Annotated in this window: 21 protein-coding genes; 3 read left to right on the forward strand and 18 right to left on the reverse strand. The window is 34.6% G+C overall.

Annotated elements, in window-relative coordinates; genetic code table 11:
- Positions 1-57: 57 nt before the first annotated feature.
- From BR52_RS08085 to BR52_RS08120, 8 genes are all read right to left on the reverse strand, one after another.
- Positions 58-528 (reverse strand): glutathione peroxidase, encoded by a 471-nt coding sequence (locus BR52_RS08085; RefSeq protein WP_034571264.1) that lies wholly within the window; start codon positions 526-528, stop codon positions 58-60.
- Positions 529-645: 117 nt separating this feature from the next.
- Positions 646-2,043, reverse strand: coding sequence for a glycoside hydrolase family 1 protein (locus BR52_RS08090; protein ID WP_034571266.1), 1,398 nt, complete (start codon positions 2,041-2,043; stop codon positions 646-648).
- Positions 2,044-2,205: 162 nt separating this feature from the next.
- Positions 2,206-2,559, reverse strand: a complete 354-nt coding sequence (locus BR52_RS08095) for a DUF805 domain-containing protein (protein WP_051915673.1) — start codon at positions 2,557-2,559, stop codon at positions 2,206-2,208.
- A gap of 101 nt (positions 2,560-2,660) precedes the next feature.
- Positions 2,661-2,996 (reverse strand): LPXTG cell wall anchor domain-containing protein, encoded by a 336-nt coding sequence (locus BR52_RS08100; RefSeq protein WP_034571269.1) that lies wholly within the window; start codon positions 2,994-2,996, stop codon positions 2,661-2,663.
- 2 nt (positions 2,997-2,998) lie between these two features.
- Positions 2,999-3,622 (reverse strand): hypothetical protein, encoded by a 624-nt coding sequence (locus BR52_RS12590; RefSeq protein ID WP_051915674.1) that lies wholly within the window; start codon positions 3,620-3,622, stop codon positions 2,999-3,001.
- 54 nt (positions 3,623-3,676) lie between these two features.
- Complete coding sequence (locus tag BR52_RS08110; protein WP_034571272.1) at positions 3,677-4,201, reverse strand: hypothetical protein; 525 nt, start codon at positions 4,199-4,201, stop codon at positions 3,677-3,679.
- Between the two features lie 13 nt (positions 4,202-4,214).
- Positions 4,215-4,496 (reverse strand): hypothetical protein, encoded by a 282-nt coding sequence (locus BR52_RS08115; RefSeq protein ID WP_034571275.1) that lies wholly within the window; start codon positions 4,494-4,496, stop codon positions 4,215-4,217.
- A 56-nt stretch (positions 4,497-4,552) separates the two neighbouring features.
- Positions 4,553-6,433 (reverse strand): hypothetical protein, encoded by a 1,881-nt coding sequence (locus BR52_RS08120; protein WP_034571278.1) that lies wholly within the window; start codon positions 6,431-6,433, stop codon positions 4,553-4,555.
- 339 nt (positions 6,434-6,772) lie between these two features.
- Between BR52_RS08120 and BR52_RS08125 the strand changes: the two genes are divergently transcribed.
- From BR52_RS08125 to BR52_RS08135, 3 genes are all read left to right on the forward strand, one after another.
- Positions 6,773-7,423 carry a helix-turn-helix domain-containing protein gene (locus BR52_RS08125; protein WP_034571281.1) on the forward strand — a complete coding sequence of 217 codons (651 nt, stop codon included), beginning with the start codon at positions 6,773-6,775 and terminating at the stop codon, positions 7,421-7,423.
- A 374-nt stretch (positions 7,424-7,797) separates the two neighbouring features.
- Complete coding sequence (locus BR52_RS08130) at positions 7,798-8,295, forward strand: hypothetical protein (protein WP_034571284.1); 498 nt, start codon at positions 7,798-7,800, stop codon at positions 8,293-8,295.
- Position 8,296: 1 nt separating this feature from the next.
- Positions 8,297-8,872 (forward strand): recombinase family protein, encoded by a 576-nt coding sequence (locus BR52_RS08135; RefSeq protein WP_034571287.1) that lies wholly within the window; start codon positions 8,297-8,299, stop codon positions 8,870-8,872.
- A 51-nt stretch (positions 8,873-8,923) separates the two neighbouring features.
- Here BR52_RS08135 and smpB read toward each other — a convergent pair whose 3' ends face one another.
- From smpB to BR52_RS08185, 10 genes are all read right to left on the reverse strand, one after another.
- A complete protein-coding gene (gene smpB, locus BR52_RS08140) occupies positions 8,924-9,382 on the reverse strand; it encodes an SsrA-binding protein SmpB (RefSeq protein ID WP_034571289.1) in 459 nt (152 codons plus the stop codon).
- Between the two features lie 35 nt (positions 9,383-9,417).
- Positions 9,418-11,832, reverse strand: coding sequence for a ribonuclease R (gene rnr / locus BR52_RS08145; RefSeq protein ID WP_034571292.1), 2,415 nt, complete (start codon positions 11,830-11,832; stop codon positions 9,418-9,420).
- Between the two features lie 5 nt (positions 11,833-11,837).
- Positions 11,838-12,593, reverse strand: coding sequence for an alpha/beta hydrolase (locus BR52_RS08150; protein ID WP_034571295.1), 756 nt, complete (start codon positions 12,591-12,593; stop codon positions 11,838-11,840).
- A gap of 149 nt (positions 12,594-12,742) precedes the next feature.
- A complete protein-coding gene (secG, locus tag BR52_RS08155) occupies positions 12,743-12,979 on the reverse strand; it encodes a preprotein translocase subunit SecG (protein ID WP_034571298.1) in 237 nt (78 codons plus the stop codon).
- Positions 12,980-13,082: 103 nt separating this feature from the next.
- Positions 13,083-14,768, reverse strand: coding sequence for a peptide ABC transporter substrate-binding protein (locus BR52_RS08160; RefSeq protein ID WP_034571301.1), 1,686 nt, complete (start codon positions 14,766-14,768; stop codon positions 13,083-13,085).
- A gap of 142 nt (positions 14,769-14,910) precedes the next feature.
- A complete protein-coding gene (locus BR52_RS08165) occupies positions 14,911-15,513 on the reverse strand; it encodes a short chain dehydrogenase (RefSeq protein WP_034571304.1) in 603 nt (200 codons plus the stop codon).
- A gap of 127 nt (positions 15,514-15,640) precedes the next feature.
- Entirely contained in the window at positions 15,641-16,885 is a 1,245-nt protein-coding gene (locus BR52_RS08170) for a DUF1015 domain-containing protein (RefSeq protein WP_034571307.1), read from the reverse strand.
- A gap of 15 nt (positions 16,886-16,900) precedes the next feature.
- Positions 16,901-18,085, reverse strand: coding sequence for a 3-phosphoglycerate dehydrogenase family protein (locus BR52_RS08175; RefSeq protein WP_034571310.1), 1,185 nt, complete (start codon positions 18,083-18,085; stop codon positions 16,901-16,903).
- A complete protein-coding gene (serC, locus tag BR52_RS08180; protein WP_034571311.1) occupies positions 18,072-19,172 on the reverse strand; it encodes a 3-phosphoserine/phosphohydroxythreonine transaminase in 1,101 nt (366 codons plus the stop codon). Before serC ends, BR52_RS08175 begins: the two co-directional genes overlap by 14 nt.
- 258 nt (positions 19,173-19,430) lie before the next feature.
- Positions 19,431-22,268, reverse strand: a complete 2,838-nt coding sequence (locus BR52_RS08185; protein WP_034571315.1) for a sigma-54-dependent transcriptional regulator — start codon at positions 22,266-22,268, stop codon at positions 19,431-19,433.
- Between the last annotated feature and the right edge of the window lie 79 nt (positions 22,269-22,347).

Consider the following 22,347-nt stretch of genomic DNA (forward strand, 5'->3'; position numbering starts at 1 on the left):
AAAAAGCAATCAAGAACACGAATGAACTTCATTGCTTTTACAATTTTTTAGACAGCCTTAATTAATGACTACTTTTTCAACTTGGTCGATAAATTCTGAAGGAGGCATTTTTGAAGGAAAGCGTTCAATTAATTCCCCATCTCTGCCAATTAAAAATTTGGCAAAATTCCATTCAATTTTTTTCCCATCCGTTTGTTCAACTAAATACTTGTACAACGGATCAGCATCTTTTCCCTTAACCTTGATTTTTTGATGCATTGGAAATGTCACACCATAATTTAATTGACAAAATTCCATAATCTCATCATTGCTTTTAGGATCTTGCATCATAAATTGATTGCAAGGAAATCCTAAGATTACAAAATCCTTTTCTTTAAATTGTTCATACATCGCCTCTAAGCCTTCTAATTGAGGTGTTAAGCCACATTTGCTTGCTGTGTTAACAATTAATAGGACTTTGCCTTTGTATTTACTTAAAGAAACTTCTTCGCCGTTCATTTGAGTCACATTGAATTGATATACTGACATTGCAATCCCTCTTTTACAAATAGTTTCTTTTATTGTATCAAACATTGTGTCATGTGGGTACGAATTCGATTTAAAAAAAAATTGCCCTGTCAAATGAACAGAGCAACCTTTTCTTTTTTAATCGTTAAAGCCATTTTGGCTACTGATTTGTTTAAACCAATGACCACTTTTTTTAATCGTACGTTTTCCATCTTCTGCAAGATTTACTGAAATAAATCCGTAACGATTTTTGTAAGCATTGTTCCATGACCAGTTATCCATACACGTCCACATATGGTAACCTTGACAGTTTGCACCTTCGGTAATAGCTTGGTGCACGTATTTTAAATGGTCTTTCACAAAATCAATTCGATAGTCATCTTCGATTTCGCCCTTTTCATTAATGAATCGTTCTTCGCCTTCAACGCCCATTCCATTTTCAGAAATATAGCAACGAATATTGCCATAGTTCTCACGCACATTGGTTAAAATATCGTAAATTCCTTTTTCATAAATTTCCCAGCCACGATACGGATTCATTTTTCGGCCTGGCATTTCATAGGTATCAAAGTAATCCTCTGGCATCGGTCCATTCGTATGATCAATTGGCGTTTCTTTGGCTTTGACGCGTCTTGGTTGATAATAATTAATACCTAATAGATCAACTGTATTTTCTTTAATAATAACTAAGTCTTCTTCCTCATATACAGGTAAATGATCAATTTCTTTTAACAATTCAACCAATTCGACTGGGAATTCTCCTTTAACAGAGGGATCTAAAAAGGAACGGTTAAAGAACGCATCCGCAATGACTGCCGCTTTCACGTCAGCTGGATTCGTTTCATCCCGCGGATAACTTGGTGTCAGGTTTAGAATAATCCCAATTTCTCCACCCAGTTTCATCCCATGATAAGCAGCAATCGCCTTAGCGCTAGCTAGCATTTCATGGTATCCCACTTGAACAGCGTGCTTTAAATTAATCTCTAACGGATAATGAAATTGATACAAGTACCCTGCTTCAACCGGTACAATCGGTTCATTATGCGTAAACCATTTTTTCACTCGATCGCCAAACAATTCGAAACACGTTTTAGCAAAGGTTACATAAGCATCTACCGTTTCACGATTTAACCAACCACCTTTTTCTTGTAAAGCCATCGGCATATCAAAATGATATAGATTCATGAATGGTTCAATACCATTCGCAATCATATCGTCAATATAGTCATTGTAAAAAGCAACAGCTTTTGGATTTACCGCTCCCACACCATCTGGAATTAAACGACTCCATTGAATGGATGTTCGAAAAGTCGTGTGTCCAGTTGCTTTCATTAATTGAATATCTTCTTGGTATTTTTGATAAACTTGTGATGTTTTTTCAGGTCCAACTTGGTTAAAAAATTTTTCTGGTGCTTCTTTATACCAGTAATCCCACATGCTGTCGCCTTTGCCATCATTTTCGATACGGCCTTCTGTTTGTGGTCCACTCGCTGCTGATCCCCACCAAAAGCCTTTTGGAAATTGATATTCTGTCAATTGACTCACTCATTTCTATTAATTATTATTTTTAAAGTGCTTACATTTTCTTTACACCTTGAATTATACACACTTATACTTTAAATGTCTAGTCTTTTAAAATTTTAAAAAAAAAGACTTCCAAGAACATTGGAAATCTTCTTAGTTAATCCATCCATAATTTCATTTCTTTTTTTTTGATGGTTGTAAATAAACAACCAAACAGAAAATCATCCCAACAACATCAAGTATCGGAATAAATTGACAGACTATCCCTAGCACAATAAACCTTCTAGTTGAATACCCTGCGTCATGAAAACGTCTAACGGATAAATTAAGAATAGGAATTACAGATACTATTTTATAAATTAAAAATATTCCCAACATGATTGTCGTTTCATTTAATGCTATGTAAAGCAAAAACAAACTACCATTAATAATTCCATCACATAAAAGAGTCAACCAAAATTCTAACCTAGAGGTACTGCCCTTGGAATCAAATCCATTTTTCCATAAGTTTTTATAAGCTTTTATCAATAAAAACACTCCTTATCTAAATTATTATAACACTCATTATATAATAATGGATAAAAAATTGAAACATAGGCTAGATTTTATCTAGTTATGCTTCAATTTTTTTATCTTTTCTTCTTATTAAATAGATATAGGACTACGCTTATACTAGCAATTCCTATCAGGATCCAATGAAGTTGGCTCAATTCACTTGTTTGCGGAAGATGATGGATTTCATTATCTTTAATGATGGTTTCTTGATCTGTTAGCGTATTTTCTTCTTCATTATTCTCAGAAGGCTCATTTGCTTCATCTTCTGTTTGCGTTGTCAGTATTCCTGTTACTGGAATACTTGTCTCTCTATTTATTTCAATTGTTTCTCCATAAACTGATTGATTCATTAGTAGCAGCGAAAATACCGTACAACAAAGGAACAAATATGAAAAGTGTTTTTTCTTCATTATTATTTTGTTACTGACTCGCCATTTTTATCTAGTACTTCAAATTTCAAATTCATATTATACGAAACTTTTGTGCTTTCATCTACTAGCTTCTCAGGATCAACCGTTCCTTTATAAGTAAACTCATATACGCCTAATTTAGCATCTAATTTCCCTAATAATTGATTAACATTCTCTTTAACAACTCCATTAGTTACAACATCAATCGCATCACCTGTTTTTGGCGTGAAGCTTAATTTAGTAAGTGCTGGCTCTTCCGAACCTGTAAAGGTTGATAAGTTCACATTGATTGGACGTGCTGATAAATTTTTAATCGTATAATTATATGCCATAATTTCTTTATTTTCCTTTTCTGGATCTGTATTGAATGCAACACTTGTTGGAATTGTTACTTTCAACCATCTATCATCTCCTTCAGGAATATTTTCTTCTGGATCTGTATTGTCTAACTTACCAAGTGTTCCTTTTACTGGAATTTCAACACCTTTTGTTGAATCGTATTGATCACCATCTGCATTATTAATTGTTTGATAACCAGTTGGTACTTGTTCGTCTGCAAAAACCGCTTGCCCCGTTCCAAAAACTATTCCCGCTACTATCATTGGTGCTACTACATTTTTTTTCATTTTATTCTCTCCTTAGTGTTTTTTATTTATATTCAATAGCTTGTACTATTAAATTTATTCATTTACTTGAATCGTCACTACTGCTTGAGTAGTCCCTCTTTTTTGTTTCGTCTTATTGTCGTATATGTCAACATATGCCGTTGCTTTATACGTTCCTACAGCTACTTTTTTTGCTAATTTTGCTTTTGTTATTTCATAGCCCGGCTGAATTATCCCCGATTCGTATACCAAACTTTTATCACTATCTAAATTCACTTTGACATTAATTGGATAAGCATTTACGGGTTCATTTTTAATATAGATATTTCCTTCCAACGTTTCTTGATTGAATGTCGCTTCTGGAAAAATTGTTAACGTGAATTGTGTTTCATCAACTTCCTTTTGTTTGAAGGCCTTCATTTCCTTATCCGTCATTTTGTGTGCGTCTTTAGTCGGTGGAAAAGCCTCTCCTGCAATTAAATCTTTTGGATTTTGATTGTTTTTATACCAATAATAGCCCCCAGCTACTCCTGCCAATAGTAAGAGAAGTAAGAGTATAATAAAAAATCTTTTTTTTAACTTATTATTTTTTAATTTCATTGATTGCTCCTTTTTATTCCTTGATTGCAAATTTCAACACCATACTACTTTCTGCATGGAAGGCATTTTTTGATTTAGGATTAAAATAATCTCCTGCAAAAGAAAGTTCGCTTGAATTTTTAGGCATCAAATCAACAAGATTAGTTGACTTAGAAGCTGCATTCAAGCTTGTTATTTTTTGCTTGCCATCTACGTTAAGATTCAACCTTAAGGATGCTGTGCCTTCCGTTGGATCGGATTCTTGTTCTGATAAATAGGCAACCTCTGAATCTTGATTAACTAAAAATGAAGCCATTGAAACATTCAGAGTTGTATTGTCAGAGTTGTTTTTTATCTTATATTTTTGTGATGTTACTTTTTCTTTATGATCCTTGTCCGAAAAGAATAGTATTTTAGTTGGAATTGTAACATGTACCCATTCATTTTTACGTTGACTTGGATATCATAATCAAATTGAACTTTTTTTCCCGACTGAAGCGTTTCTTCTACTCGAACTTTTGCCGGCTGTTTGCCTGGTTTTGTTGTGTCTGGAAAGGAGATAAATTTCACTGGCTTGATTTGGTTGTATTCTTTAGAATCAATGTATTTTGCCATATTGTTCATAAAGTCTTCTTCTAATTCTTGTGGGGTTGTTCGCAAAAGTGTGGTGGCTTCTTTCGTTTGTAATTGATTAATTCTTAACGGCTGAAAACCTGATTTTGTGACCTCATAATAGGTATTCTTCAATTCTGCATTTTCTTGTAATTCATTCTCATTCACAATCAAGCTATTTCGTTTTGGCTCAGCATGCCAAAGGTCAATTAAGTCCCCCTCTTTTAACTCTATTGGTTGAAATTCTTTAATTTTACTTAACGCATCGTCCTGCCCCGTCGCACTTATTAATCTTTGGGAAGGATTCAACTCATCTTCAAGTAATTGAGTTGGTTGGTCCAGTTTTTTCGTTCCTATCCAATAATAGAGTCCTTCACCGAATTCATTATTAACCTTAGAATCTGAATTTTTTCGTTTAATCCCTACTTGATCCGTCAATGTATAGGTTTTTGAACTCGTATCATGCATAGTGATCACTCCAACCGAATCATCATAGGCTCCTTTTAAATAGATACTCTTTCCCCATCTCACCGTCACAGGTACTTCAATATCTACTGCTTTTCCTTTTCCAGTAATTGTAGCTATCATTTTTTGATTGCCTATAGTTGTTGTATCTGCTGGTGTTTTAATCTTCACTGAATAGTCAGTATTTCCTAATACTTCTTCACCCAATTTAACATTTTTAATAAATTCCATTGGGTTCCTTTTTTCAATAGCCGTTCCTAAATCAACTTCTTGCGAAATCGCTTCTGCAGTTAATAGTCGATTATCCACCACGTTATAATTCAAATGAACATCTGATTCAATATAATAATCATCTAGCCTATCTGTTATTCGAACAATTGCTTCTGTTTGTCCTGCTTTACTAAAGTCAGGCTTTTGAATATAGGTAAAAGTTGGATTATTTGTCAAAGATTGCGATAAAGTGATGTAACTACTTGGCGTTGGAATGGGTGAATTTAATTCCACTGAACTTGGCTCACTTGTTGTATAAATAAAAGCTGGGGAATCTAAAATATTCGAAAGATTGATTACTTTTTCTGTTAAATCTACATTTGAGATTACGCCGTCAATATAGAGTATCCAAGGGTTATAATAAGCTGCTTGATTTTCCGGGATGTCTCTCATATAAACTTCTGTGCGCTTTATTTTTACATTAGCTGTCGTAAATTTATTTTGAAGTCTTTCTATTATTAATTGCTTTCCACCGTCTGTTGTATTAATTGAAATTGTTCCATCCGTTTCAAAGGTTAAACCACCACCTCGCACCTCTATAGTTCCTTTCATCCAAGTGTTTTCACCTGGTCCTTTTTCTTCCCCTTCCCATTGAGGAACATCAATCATTATTTTAGAACCTTTTTGCCATCCTAGATGTTCTATAGAATTTGCTATTCTTCTTTGCAACTGTTCTATAATGTAATCTCCTTTATTAGCAAACATCAAACTTATATCTATTCTTGCCCATGAGGGAACATCTGCCCATTGTGTCGATAAAAAAGGAGTAATCATTTGCTCCTCAGTAGTCGAAATGTTTGTTAACGGATTGATTGGGATTTTTTCAATTTTTTCAGCTTTAACCGTGCTTGTACTCCATAATAATGTTAGAAGAGGAATACAAATCAACTGTTTCTTTTTTATCAATCGCTCTCCATCCTTTATTTTTTAATTTTCACCATGTACTCTTTTCCTTGAAAGTGCTCAATAACTTATCTTTTATCAGACAAATCATTGCTATCATTTGTAAACTAATCTAATGATTATTTTACGTTTATACATATTTTAGTTTTATCAGCAAAGAATCCTATTTTAAGTGGGTTTCTTTTTTTTTTATTTCATTTTTTTAGTTATACATAATCTCGTAACAAAACATTAGATTAGTTTACAATTATATGATACTTTGATATTCTAACATGGATAACACTAGGTGTGTTGACGAGTTCTTGTCCATCAATAGACAGGAAAAAGAAAAAGGAGCGTTCTATGTATTCAAAAATTTTATCCGAATCAAGGCAAAATGAGCTATTAGTTCTCTATGACATTATCCAAAAAAAACAAACTCTACAGACCTTATCTGAAAATTTAACAATTCCCAGTCGAACAGTAAAAAGCTATCTACAAAAAATAAATCTTGAAATTGAAGAATCCTTTCATTTTCAAACGTTTATTCAAGCAAATTCTAAAGGAGAGTATACAATAAATCCCTCCTTTTCTGAAAAAAAATTACTTATTTACTATCAACTCAAATTAAATTATTTAAAAAAATCCCCTTATTTTATTTTGCTAGTTCTTCTAACAACAAATTATCAGCTTACTGTAACTGAGGCGACCAATGAATTATTTGTAACTTCCTCCTATTTAAGTCGCATTATAAAAACTCTTAATGAAAAACTTATCGTCTTTGATTTTCAAATTACTAAGGAAAATTCCTGCCTATTATTAACTGGCAATGAATTAGCTATTCGTACCTTTAGTTTCCTCTTCCTAGGGGATGCTTTTCAAAGTCTAGAATGGCCTTTTAAAGAATTTACGAAAGAAGAATTACGACAACAACTTCCACAGGATATCTTAAAAGATTCAGCTAAACGCTCAGATACAAAAAAAATTTACTCTATTTTCTATTTGCTGTCCTAACGATCCGAATTAAGCATCAAGCTTTTCCGAAAAAACCAAACTCAGAGGAATTTACTATTCTCGATCTCATCCAAAAGAACCATGACGTCTCCAGAATCTTTAATGCTCATTCTTTTGATGGACTTTCGCTAAAGGATTATAAAAGTGAAATTCTTTATTTTAATTTTTTTACAAGAATTTTTCTTTCAGATATCATTTTACATGATAAAAAATTAACACTTGGTCAAATTTTTTCAAGAAAAGAAGCAGATGCAACGGCATTTGCCTCTCATCTAACAACCGAACTTAAACAGCAATTTAAAGGAGACTTTACTGAAGAAACTTCTTTTCTTTTTATCTATTATTTCACGTTGCTATATGTATTTTTTCAATTAATGGGTTCTAAAATTCCTTATTTTTTAGAATTGCATTTTCCAAAACCAGACTATAATTTATCAGTCAACGATCAAAAAATGGATGAGATAAAAGTTTTTTACGACAAATTTTCAAAAAAAGCACTTCAAGAGCATCATTATAAATTACTTAAACACCCTCTTTTAAAAGATTATTTTTGCAGTTTAATCTATACTTTATTGCAAATTGTAAAAACACCTCGAATTTTTATTTACTTACAAATAACAAAAGATTTCACTGGTAAATTTTTTATTACAGAGCAATTGGCAACTATGTTTAACACTGAGACTGTTGTGATTACAGAAGATGTTCGAAAAGCAGACTTAATTATTTCAGATACTCTTGAATTATCTACAAGTTGCAAATCAATTTTCTTCCTAAGCTCTCTTAAAAATTACCACCAATGGCAAGAACTTATTCAGATCATTCAACAAATACTATTAGAAGAACTTTTTGTTGAAGAGACCTCGGAGGAATAAAATGAAAACAATTGGCTACGCTAGAATCAGCACCAGTCATCAACAATTAGATGCACAAATCAACGCCTTAACAAAGTATGGCTGTGATAAAATTTTTACGGAACAAGAAAGTGGAAGAAAAACAAAGCGACGTCAATTAGATAAAGCAATCGCTTCTCTTGAAAAAGGAGACACCTTTGTCATTTTTAAGTTAGACCGTTTGTCGCGAGGAACAAAACACTTGCTTTCATTAATGGAATTTTTTAATGAAGCTGAAATCAACTTTGTCAGTATTCAAAATAATATTGATACCAGCACCTCTATGGGAAAATTTTTCTTTACTATCATGAGTGCATTTGCAGAAATGGAAGCAGAATTAATTCGTGAACGAGTATTGTCTGGACTAGAAGCTGCAAAAGAAAAAGGAATCACGTTAGGAAGACCGATTGAAAATAAAAATTTAAAGACTGTTATTGATCAATATATGAATACAGACTTATCGATTACAGAAATCGCAAAATTAAATCAAATTTCAAGACCTACTGTTTATAATTACTTAAAAAGAGAAAATATACCTAAACGTAGCAAAATTCTGTAATAAAAAAAAGCTATTCAAGGTCCCTTCGCAGGGCTCTTGAATAGCATTTTTTTATTTGATTCGCATCATACGATCCGTTTCACGTTTCATGTCTTTGCGTTTTAAATCTTCACGCTTATCATAATTTTTCTTACCTTTAGCTAAACCAATCAATACTTTTGCGTATCCGTCTTTAATATAGACTTTTAAAGGAATCAATGTATTTCCGGTTGCTTTAGTTTCATTTAATAGACGCAAAATTTGTTTTTTATGCATCAATAATTTACGAACACGCAAGGGATCGTGATTAAATTGATTTCCTTGCTCGTAAGGACTGATATGCACATTGTGCAAGTATATTTCGCCATTTTGAATTTTGGCATAGCCATCTTTCAAATTGATGCGAGCTCCTCGAACGGATTTAATTTCTGTTCCTTGCAACACCATACCTGCTTCAACGGTATCTATAATCGAATAGTCATGACGCGCTTTTCTATTTTGGGCAACTAATTTGCCATCGCCTTTTGGCATATGCATTTCGCCTCCTTTGGTTCCTTAAAACAACTTTATTTTTTCTTTTTCTTTTTGGCCACAGCTGTATAAAATGGTTTTTTACCATTTTTTGCTTTCGTTTCACTTTTAGTTGAATGATTGTCATTGAAGGAAACTTTCATTTTCTTTTTCTTACCAGTTTCTTTCTTTTTATAGCCGCTATTTGTTGATGTGCGCTCTTCGCTTCTTCCTCTGCGCTTACTATCACCTCGACCTCGTCCTTTAGCAGGACGATCTTTAAGGGCTGTTTTAGGGGCATTAGGATCTGGAACAATTGAAAAATCAATTTCTCTTGTTTCAACATCAGCTTTTTCAACTTTTATTTTGATTGGTTGACCAATTTTATACGTAACTCCAGTTCGCTCACCAACTAGCATTAAATGACTTTCAACAAAATTGAAATAATCTTCTTTCATATTCGACATATGAATTAAGCCTTCAATTGTATTTGGCAATTCAATAAACATTCCAAATTTTGTTACTGAACTAATCACACCTTCATAAATTTCACCGACTTTATCCGCCATGTATTCTGTTTTCTTAAGCGAATCGGTTTCACGTTCTGCATCCACTGCGCGACGTTCCATTTTCGAACTTTGCTCTGCAATGTCTGGCAATAGATTTTCCCATTTAGTCTGCTGCTCGTCCCCAATGCCATTGTCTGCATAAGAACGAATCAGGCGATGAACGATTAAATCAGGATAACGACGAATTGGGGAAGTAAAGTGCGTATAAAACTCTGCTCCTAAACCGAAATGGCCCAGTGGATCCATATCGTATTTTGCCTGTTTCATACTACGTAACAACATCGTTGAAACAACGGCTTCTTCTGGTTCACCACTCACTCCTGCTAATACTTTTTGCAATTGCTTTGGTGATACATCTTGACTCGTTCCTTTAACCACGATTCCAAAAGCCGTCACAAATTCCATAAAACGTTGCATCCGGTCTGAATCTGGCTGTTCATGGATACGGTAGATAAAAGGTACATTTAATTTGAAATAGTGCTCTGCTACCGTTTCATTTGCAGAAAGCATAAAGGATTCGATCAAACGCTCTCCAACACCACGTTCACGCATCAAAATTTCTTTTGGATGACCGTTCTCATCCACAACAATTTGAGCTTCTGGCGCTTCAAAATCAATCGCGCCACGTGCTTTACGTTTTGCGACTAAGATTTGATGAAGTTCTCCCATTAATTCAAACATTGGTACTAATTCTTCGTATTCTTTACGAATCTCAGGATCTTTCTCCATTAAAATTTGATTGACTGCAGTATACGTCATACGACGTTTTGAATGAATCACACTTGGGAAAATTTTGTGATTCACTACTTCTCCTGCCGAATTGATTTCCATTTCACAACTCATAGTCAAACGATCCTCAAAAGGATTCAGTGAACATAAGCCATTTGATAAACGGTGTGGCAACATAGGAATCACACGATCTGTTAAATACACACTTGTTGCTCGTTCAAAAGCTTCCGCATCTAATGGGCTATTTTCAGTTACGTAATAAGACACATCTGCAATATGCACGCCTAAATGATAGTTTCCGTTGGCTAACTTGCGGACTGTAACAGCGTCATCTAAATCTTTTGCATCCTCGCCATCAATCGTTACAATCAATTCCTGGGTTAAATCCGTACGTCCTTTGCGGTCTTCGTCTGAAATCTGCTCAGGAACTGCATCGGCTTGTTTCAATACTTCTTCTGGAAATTCAGTTGGAATACCATGTTTATAAACAACCGTTAAAATATCTACACCTGGGTCATTTTTGTGCCCGATTGTTTTTGTTACAATTCCTTGCATACTTGTTGGAAAAGCAACGTCTGGATAATAGGTAATTTCAACTAAGACCATCGCACCATCAACAGGTTTGATACCTTTTGCTTCAATAAACACTTTATAGTTGCTTAACTTTTTATCTTGAGGCACTACGTAACCATATAAATCCGTTTCTTCAATTCCCTCTTCACTATAGGCATAAAATTCGCCTACAAATTGATGAAATTTACGCTCGATAATCGCTTCAACGGATCCTTCTGCTCCACGATCACGCCAAGGCTCTGCTACGCGACTAATGTCGATTTTTACAATATCGCCATCTAACGCAAAGTTCGTATGGCCTTGTGGAATGTAAACATCGTCATCCTCATCTTCAATTGAAACAAAACCAAAGCCTCGATCATTTGCACGAAAGATACCTTCTAATCCTGGTTTTTCTTTTGGTAACTTAAAATGACCTTTTTTATTCAACTCAACGGCCCCTTCTTGCTCCATTTTAGCTAAGGCTCCTACTAACAATTTAAAATCAGCCGCATTCGTTAGGCCTAAACTTTCACTAATATCTTTGACTGAAAAAGATTTTTTCTTACTATTTTCAAGGTAGACTAAAATCGTGTCCTTGATTGTTTTTTTATTTTCCATTTAATTTATCCCTCATTCCAAGATAACTGGTTTAAAAAGGCTAGCACATCTTTTTCAAGTTCGTGGTGAGCCTTTCCAACCGTTATCACATGACTACTATTTTCATACCAATGAAATGTTACAGCTGCATTGGTTAAAGCTTCTTTTAGTTGATAAGCGGCGTTTGCATCAATCAATTCATCTTTACCTGCTTGAGCAATGAAGAAGGCTTCTGTAATCGTTGAAAGCTTTTGTTGGATGCTTCGCGTGAATTCTTGAATCTCTTGTAGCTGCTGTTCGACTTCTTTTTGAATCGTAGGCAATTTTACATTGATTTCATCAGCTGATTCTCCAGCAATTTTTTTTACCGTTTTAACATAATTTAAAAATGATTTTAAAACCAGTGAATAGTCTCCCATAAATATTGGCGAGCAAAGAGTTCCACCACCAAGAACCCGTTCTTCTTCTATGGCTTTCGTTGCAAAAATACCACCTAGCGACAACCCCATAACGGCAATTTCTTGATAGCCTTTTTCGCGTAAAAAAGCGAGGGCTTTCTTAGTATCTTCCCACCAATCCAGAGGTGTTGCTGCTAAAATATCTTCTGGATTAAGCGTTCCGTGACCTGTAAAGTGCGGTGCGTACACCGTATAATTTTCTTTTTCTAACGCTCTACCTAGCATCCGCATATCTGCTGAACTGCCTGTATAGGCGTGTAATAAGAGCACCGCTCTTGGGCCATTTTCAAAGAAAAAAGGTTTTGGCAAGACAATCTTTGGCATGAAACTTCCTCCTACTCAACTCATTCTATCTTCTATTTTACTGTATTTTTCTTTAATTGTATAAAATTATTGTTTTAAAATCGATAAATTTCTCATTTTTACTAAAAAGAAAACCACCTGTTTAAAATACAGGTGGCTCATTAATTTGTTTATTTTGCTGTTAAAAAGGCAAGTGCGATGGTAAGAACGAAAAATACAATTCCTAACACAACTGTCACACGTTGTAATACGGCTTCAAATCCGCGTGCTTTTTGTTTTCCAAATAATTGTTCAGCTCCACCAGTTAAAGCACTGGACGCGCTGTTTGTTTTAGTTGGTTGCATTGTAACGACAATAATTAACAAAACTGAAACTACTAACATAGCAATTAAAAGTGCATTATACAAATTTATTGCCCTCCCGTCTGTTCTAAACATTTCATATATCTTAACTTTAGCATAGTTTTCAGAATATTACTAGTAAAGTTCGCTATTTTTTTACACCCTGTTATTATTTCTCTGTTACGTAGGCCCATTTATAAGAATAGTTCGCTCCAACAAGGTGACTGACGATTCCTTTCACATATGATTTTTCTAAAACAGCTCGGGAACGCTGGTAAATTGGCGCAATATTATAGTCATCTAACAGAATTTTTTCTGCTTCTTCCATATCACTCCATCTTTTGTCTACCTGAGCTAAATCAGTTGATCCAATTGCATCAACTAACGCATCATACTCCTTGTTAGAATAACTTGTTGTATTATAACTTTTACCTGTTTGGAAAATATCTAAATACGCCATTGGATCACTATAATCCGCACTCCAACCAGATAATTGAATGTCGTAGTCTTGTTTTGAATCTAGTTCTAACCGAACTTTAAATGGAACATTTTTTAAGCTAACTTTAAGTCCAGTTAAGTTTGACTCCCATTGACCTTGCATAAATTCAGAAGATTTTTTAGCACTGTCTGTATCACCAGAAAGTAACTCTATTGTTAACGTCTCTACTCCTAGTTCTTTTAAGCCTTTTTTCCAAGCCGCTTGTGCTTCTTTTTTATTAAACGTTTGAAGATCACCACTGGATTTTCTAAAATCAATTTTCCCATCAGGTGATTTTACTAAACCGGCTGGTATTAATCCATTCGCTACAATAGAATCATTTTGTAAAACGGTATCCACATAGGCTTTTTTATCGTAAGACAAAGCCAATGCTTTTCGAATATTTTGATTAGCTAATGGTGTTTTATTTCCAGCTTTTTCTTGATTGAATTGAAAATAAAAAACAGAAGATTCTGGAATAGATTTTAGATTAAGATCTTCCTGATAGTTAGCTAAATAGTCTCCATCAATCGTAGTGATATCTGTAGCATCACTATCAAATAAATTAATCCGAGCTGAATTTTCTTTGACAACATCGACATTAATTGTATCTAATTTAACAGTCTCCTTATCCCAATACATTTGATTTTTTTGATAGACCCACGTTAAACCCGTTCCGTCCCATTTTGTCAAAGTAAAAGGACCATTATAAATCATAGATTCACTTGTTGTTGAATACCGATTTCCTTTTTCAGCAACGTATTTTTGATTTTGTGGAAAAAAAGTTGGTGTTGTTAATAATCCTTTAAAATAAGGAACATTCGCAACTAACTGGATTTCTAACGTTTGATCATCTAACGCTTTAACACCGAGTTCATCAATCGATTTTTCGCCTTTTTGAATTTCGATTGCATTTGCTAAAACGCCCTCAAATAAGTAAGCAAATGCCGCTCCTGAAGCTGGATCAACTGTTTTTTTCCAAGCATAAACAAAATCATTAGCCGTAACTAGATCGCCATTAGACCATTTTGCCTCTTTTTTTAGTTTGAATGTATAGGTTAACCCGTCCTTGCTAATTGTTGGCTCTGCTGAAGCCATCCCTAATTCGACTTCTCCATCTTTAGTTGCTCGATAAAGCCCTTCAAAAACATTATTCATTACAACAGAACTCACTCCATCAACATTTAAGGCGGTATCCATCGAAGGAATTTCTGCTGTTTCAATAATGGTTAACTCCTGTTTTTTTGCTAGTGTTTCCTTTTTCACTTGTTTTGTTGACTGATTGCTGACCTCTTCTTTTTGATTCCCACCACAAGCTACTAAAATCGTCATTACTAACACTGTACTTGACACCATTCCCAGTTTTTTAACGTTCATCCAAGCACCTCTTTTTAATCTTATTTTAATCTAATTCTAATTTTAACAAAACCATTATTTAATTACAAACATTTTTTTATTATTAAAAAAAAGAAACTGACACGTTATCAAATTAATGAATGCCAGTTTCTTTTAATTTACTTTAATAAACTTCGTAACTTTCACCAGTTTGCAAACCTCGTACACTTTTAACAAATGCATTGGCTACCTTTTCAGCACTCACTGGATTGAATCCTACAAAGAAGTCTTGGTATTTATCCCAGGATTCTTTCAATACATTTGGACTAACCGTGTTGATGCGAATTCCTCTTGGCAATTCAAGCGCTGCTGATTTGGCAAAGGCTCTGACACCCCCATTGGCTAATGCAGCGGATGCCCCTTGATAAATAGGATCATCCATCATAATTCCAGTAACTAATGTAAAACTGCCTTTATCCTTAACAAAATCAGTTCCTAATAAAACAATATTTACTTGTCCTAACAGTTTATTTGTCACACTTACTAAATTGTCTTCAACTGTCATTTCTTTTAAGGGTCCAAAATGAGCAGCTCCTGCAGTCACAATCACAGCATCTATCTTGCCAGTTTTTTCAAACAACGACTGAATACTGTCTACTGAACTGATATCTACTGGGTATTCTTTCGAATGACGGCTAGCAATTAACACTTCGTAATGTTTTTCTAATTTCTTAGCTACTGCGGTACCGATGGTTCCTGTTCCACCAATAATCAAAGCTTTTTTCATCTGACAACGCCTCTTTTCTTTCAATAAAATTCTTCATTACTCAGTGTACGCCACTTTATTTTTTTGAACAACTTTTTTTACTCGTAAAAAAATAGGACTTAGACGGGAAAATCTAAGTCCTATCTTTTTAATGACTAGCTAAATCATGGATGAATAATCCACTTAACAATTTGGGTTCAAACCAAGTTGATTTAGGTGGCATAATTTTCCCACTATCCGCAACTTGAAGCAATTGCTCCATCGTCGTTGGAAACATAGCAAAGGCAACTGTAAAAGTACCGGCGTCAACTAAGCGTTCTAACTCCTCTAAGCCTCGGATTCCACCAACAAAATCAATCCGCTTATCTGTTCGGATATCTTCAATTCCAAATAACGGCGTCAACACTTCGTTTTGTAAAATCGACACATCAAGACGAGCCACCTCATCCGTTGGAATTGCTTCAGGCTTCACAGTGAGTTGATACCAAACCCCTGCCAAATACATGCCTATTGTTTTTTCTTTAGCTGGTTTAAAAACTTCCGTACCAACTCGACTCACGATAAATGATTTTTTCAATTCCTCTATAAAATCAGTTTTTATTGGAACATTTATCACTCGATTATAATCTAGAATTGCTAATTGCTCCTTCGGAAATAAAACAGATAAAAAAGAATTAAATTCTGCATCGTCTTTTGCATTTGGAAATGCTTCACGACGTTTGATTCCTACTTTCACTGCAGATTCCGTACGGTGATGACCATCAGCAATATACAAAGCATCGATGTCAGTAGCAAATAGTGTTGTCAAACGAGTAATCATGGCTTCTTCGTTGATAACCCAGATCTCATGAGTTACCTGATGAAAGCTTTCAAATTTATAGATGGGAGTATGTTTTTGCTGCCAGTCGGCAATCAAATCATTTACCGTTTCATTTTCACGATACGTTAAAAAAATAGGACTGGTATTGGCATCACACGCATCAACATGGCGAATGCGATCTAATTCCTTTTCTTCTCTAGTAAATTCATGTTTTTTTATTTTTCCAGCTATATAGTCATCGATAGACGTACACACCACTAATCCAGTTTGACTACGCCCGTTCATGGTTAGACGGTACAAGTAATAGTGTTCCTGCGAGTCTTGTGTCAGCCACTGCTTTAAAATAAATTCTTTTAAATTTGCTGCTGCTTTTTGATAGACGACTTCGGCATAGGGAGAGCTTTCTTTTGCCAAATCTACTTCGGCTTTATCTATGTGTAAATAAGAATAAGGATTTTCGCTGGCCAGTACTCTTGCCTCTTCCGTGTTTAACACATCATAAGGCAACGAAGCAATTTGTTTGGCGTAATCAGGATTCGGACGAATCCCTTTAAACGGTTTAATTTTAACCATAATTTCCTCCTAATTTCAAAAAGTGGGTTGCTGATTTTCTAATACTCTAATTTTAATAATATTTTCAACGGTTTTCAGTTTAGCTACAATTTTTTCTAATTGATCCGCTGATGTACCTTCTAAATCAATCAAAGTGTATGCATGTTCTCCCTTGCTTCGATTAATCATATTTACAATATTAATTCCATGATTAGCCAGTTCAATCGTCATCGTTCCTACCATACTCGGTACATTTAAATGAATCAAGGCTAACCGAATCGGTGCTTGAAAATCCATCTCAACCGTTGGGAAATTGACTGAACGTTTAATATTTCCAGTTTCTAAGAAGTACTTCAACGTTCTAGCAGCCATTTTTGCACAATTCACTTCAGCTTCAATGGTAGATGCTCCCAAATGAGGCAAGACTAGAACCTTCTCATTGCCGATAAACTGCTCGTCAGCAAAATCTGTAATATATTGCTTCAAATGACCATCAACTAATGCCGTCGCTACTGCTTTATTGTCTACTAATTCACCCCGAGAAAAATTCAATAAAACAGCCTCTTTTTTCATTAAAGCTAACTTCTCATGATTAATCAACTGTTTTGTTTGAGGCAACAAAGGAACATGAATGGTAATATAATCACAGGTTCTTAATACTTCCTCAATTGTTAGAGCACGCTTCACTCGACTTGAAATTGTCCATGCTGTATCCACTGAAACATAAGGATCATATCCTACCACATTCATTCCAATTCGGTAAGCATCATTGGCAACCATTGCTCCAATCGCACCTAAACCGATGACACCTAATTTTTTATCTTGCAATTCAGTTCCAGCAAATCGTTTTTTCTCGCCTTCAACAATTTCCTCAATATTGCTGCCCGTTACGGTTTTCACCCAATTGGCCCCTTCTAAAATCGGTCTAGCAGCTAATAATAAATTAGCTAAAACCAGTTCTTTCACGGCATTGGCATTCGCTCCTGGCGTATTAAAGACAACTATTCCTTTTTCAGTACATGCCTCAACGGGAACATTATTGACTCCCGCTCCTGCTCTACCTATTGCAAGAACGCTATTTGGCAACTCTTCTTCCGTAATTTTATGACTACGAATTAATAAGGCATCTGGTGTTTCACTTTGATTTAATTGGTAATGCTCCTCATTAAATTTTTTTAAACCGGCTTTAGCAATCGCATTATAAGTTTTAATTTGAAACATGTAGCGGCGCCTCCTCTGTTTTTTTAGTAAATGTATCCATAAATTCAATTAACGCCGTGACACCCTCAATTGGGAAGGCATTGTATAAACTTGCTCTCATTCCACCGACTGAGCGATGACCTTTTAAGTTCACAAAACCTGCTTTTTCTGCTTCTTCAACAAATTGTTTATCGATGGCAGCATCTCCTGTTACAAAGGGAATATTTGTCAACGACCGAGACCCACGCTCAACTGGTGATGAAAACAAAGACGATTGGTCTAAGTAATCATAAAGAAGCTGCGCTTTTTTTCGGTTGATAGCTTCAATTGATTTTACTCCACCCAGTTCTTTTAGCCATTCGAACACTAATTTTGCCACATAGATCGCAAAAGTTGGAGGTGTATTGTACATTGAATTATTTTTTTCTTGAACAGAATAATCTAACATCGCCGGCAGATTGTCAACTAAACGAATCAAATCCTTTCGAATAATTACTACTGTTAAACCAGCAGGTCCAATATTTTTTTGAGCTCCTGCATAAATAAGGCCAAAATCAGATACATCATATTCACTTGAAAGAATATTGGATGACATATCTGCAATAACAGGAATTTCTATCCCTGTTGGAACTTCAAAATAAGTCGTTCCTTCTATTGTATTGTTTGTTGTAATGTGTAAATAATCATAATCAGCTGTTACTGCTGGAATAGTTGGAACTTTTTTAAATTGATCTTGCTGTGAGCTTGCAATCACATCTACTGTTAAATCAGGTATTTTAAGTGCTTCTTCGATTGCTTTTTCAGACCAAGAACCACTATTTACATACGCTACTTTTTTATTTTGCGCAAGATTCATCGGTATCATTGAAAACTGCAAGCTCGCTCCACCTTGTAAAAAGAGCACACTGTAATGATCTGGTATTGACATTAATTCACGTAAAAGACATTCAGCATCATCAATAATTGCTTGAAAAAGGGAGGATCTATGACTCAATTCCATCACGGACATGCCACTGTCAGCATAATCCAACATTTCGTCTTGAACTTTTTTTAACACAGAACTTGGTAAAACAGCCGGTCCTGCAGAAAAATTGTACACTTTCTTCATCTTATCTTCCCCTTTATCCCTTTTTACATCCTCATTATTTTCTAACCAAAAAGAATGTATTTCTCATTATATCAGAAAAATACGAATAAAAAACAATAAAACGATAATTAATTACATACTTTAACAATTTAAACGGTTTTTTTAAATAAAAAAAGTAGCTATAACACGAAATACACGAATGATAAAACTATACCTTTTCTCATTTAATCAAAAAAACTGCTAAATCAAAAGAATGTTTCCTTTGATTTAGCAGTCTGCTTATTTTTGTTTTTCAGTTTCAAATATTTGTAAAATATAATAATTTTCGGCTTCTGGAATGTCAATATTCAACTTGGTTTTAATCGATTGATTGGCTTTTATGACAGCATCATAATAATCAGAAGCTTGATTGTCCATCTCGTCAACCACCGCCATTGTATCATTTAAAAGCGTTCGCTCAATTGCACCCGCAATGTGCATGACCAATCCAATAATAAAGCTATTACTAAAAGTCTGATTTTTTTCCTCTGCTACAATTTGGCAATAATCCCATAGCACATCAATCACTTTATGTGGATTAATAAAAGTGAAGTAGCCTTTCATATAATCTTCGCAAAGCTCTTTCGTTAATATTGGTACCACCTGTGTTGATTCTAAAGCTAGATTGGCTCCCACCAAATCACGAATTCGATCTGCACCTCCCCCTTGAATCAATTCATCCAATGGAATAAACGGAACATCCAGTGTTGGTTTCACCACTCCAGTAGTAGCAATAATTTGATATTCTTGGGCTAAGTTTTGAATTGTCTGATCGACATCAATTAGCGATAGCGGAATCACTGTAATCGAATCATCCATCAAACTCTCTAGCGCCGCTTCGATAATTTCTTTAATTTGCTTAGCCGTTCCCTCGCCTGTTGAACAAATCGTAATAATAGCTTTAGGCTTGTTAAATTCCAATAAGTCTTTTTCTGGAAGCTCTTCTGGATCAAAATCTAAAAACGTACTATATCCTCTAAATTGTTTCAATGAGTCAAAAATACTGATCAAATCGTTATCAATTAACGATGTTTTTCTAGCCGCCTCTAGTACCACAGGAGTAGTCACCATATCAATCGTCCGCACTTGTATACCCGTTTCTTCTGTAATCCTTGGGCCAAATGTGCTAAGTGAGCCCATATCGACTAATAACATCACGCCATTTCCTTCATCAACGGCTATTACTTGATCCTTAACTAAATCAAAAGCTGTATGAGGATTCATTTCAAGTGGCATATCTACCGAATGGATATTATTTGCACTTAATAATTTTGAGACGACCTGTACCATACTTGAAGCTGTGCTTTTTCCATGGGCAGCAACGACAATTCCAACTCGACCAGCTGTATTCTCTTGTTTTAAAGATGCCAATAACATTGTCAAATACCAACACTCTACCTCGGGTACATCCATTTGATATTTTTGATAAATGTGTTCTTTAATCATCAATGCCACTTGATATTCATCTTGATACTCGACAATTAGCTCTTCCAAATTATCGTTTTTGCTAATAGGTAGATCCCCTTCTTTTGCACGTTTAATAAACGAACTTAAGTGAAGACTCATAGCATAAAGAAAATTATCTTGAAATTGGTAATTTAATTTTTTTTCGGCTAATTTTCGAATTTCTTTTGTTAAGGTAATCACCTCGTCATCCACAATATCCGTCAAATTGCTTTCTTTATTATAAGACATTTGATTTTGTTTATAGAATGATTTTAAATGTAAATTGATATCTGTCGTAATAAAATTATTAATATGCTCTTTGTCTAAGCCTTCAGCCTTCAACAGGGCAGCTTTATCTCCAATAATTTCATAGAGGTTATAAGGCAATTCATAAGCATCTTCATGATTCACAAAGATCGAATCCTTTGGCAAAATTTTAATACGTGGTTCAAGGTATTTTGAAATTTCATTTAATTCGGTACGATTTTTGGCTAAATGAACTAAGCCTTCTTTTATACTAGCTGTCAAAGCTTCCATAGTAATATGAATCTCATTACTATTATCCATGCTATTTAAAAAACCTTTCGCGCAAGCCAGTTGAATATTTGATTTTAATTGCCCAATATTTCCATAAGTGACACTACCTAAAAGGGATTTTACTGCGTCTTCATCAATAATTATTTCTTTATTAATCCGTTTTGCTTCAATTGAAAGCAAGAGCTTTAATAACTGAATTTTTTCTTTGGCTGGACGTTCACTAAAAGCAGGCAATTGAATCGTAATTGGAATTCGTCTAACAAAGGTGGATAACAATGCTGATTCAGGATTTTCTGTGGTTGCGCAAACAATTCGCACATTTGAAGATACTTTTTCACCAGTATCTCCCATTTTTTGAAAAGTGCCATTATCCATAAAATAAAACAGCATTTCTTGACCTTCTGGTGGTAAGCGATGGATTTCATCAAGAAAGAGCATGTTGTTATTTGCTTTCATCAATAGACCGTCTTTAGCTTCACTTGCACCTGTAAATGCACCTTTGACATGACCAAATAAATGCGACATTAGCAATTGTGGATTTTGTGAATAGTCTGCACAGTTAAAGACAATCATAGCTTGATTTTCTTCAATAATTTCCTTATTTTGTGAGTATTGATACATAGCATTAGCAAAGAAAGTTTTCCCAGACCCCGTTGGTCCGATGATTAGACTATTTAATCCTTTAGGAGGATAAAATAATGCCGCTTTTGCTTGCTCCACTTGATTTTTCAAACTGCCCTTAGAGCCAATCATATAGTCAAATAGATCTTTATCATTAGACGATTTTGGTATTGAAATTTGTTTTTCTTTGTTTTTAGAAAGTAAATTGGTTTCTTTATAGGATACTACTTTCTTAGTTAAGGGCTTCCATTGTTGTGTTCCTTTATCAACATAGCGAACCGGGCGCCCCTCTAGCTTTATGATGTGTCCTTCACGAACAAGTAAATTAAGCTCTTTACTAACATTCGTCCGAACAATTTCTAACGCTTCTGATATCTCACTAGTTGTTAAGCCGCCCCCAAATTCAAGCTCTTCTTGACTGAGGTCTTCAGTGTTATCTTTTACATACTGATAAATACGATCCTTACGTTTCATTTCATCACCAGCCCCTACATTCAATTGTTCTAGTTATTATTTTAGATGAATTTTAATAAATGAGCAAGCTTTTAATGTT

The organism is Carnobacterium divergens DSM 20623, assembly GCF_000744255.1.
In the GTDB taxonomy this organism is placed as follows: Bacteria; Bacillota; Bacilli; order Lactobacillales; family Carnobacteriaceae; genus Carnobacterium; species Carnobacterium divergens.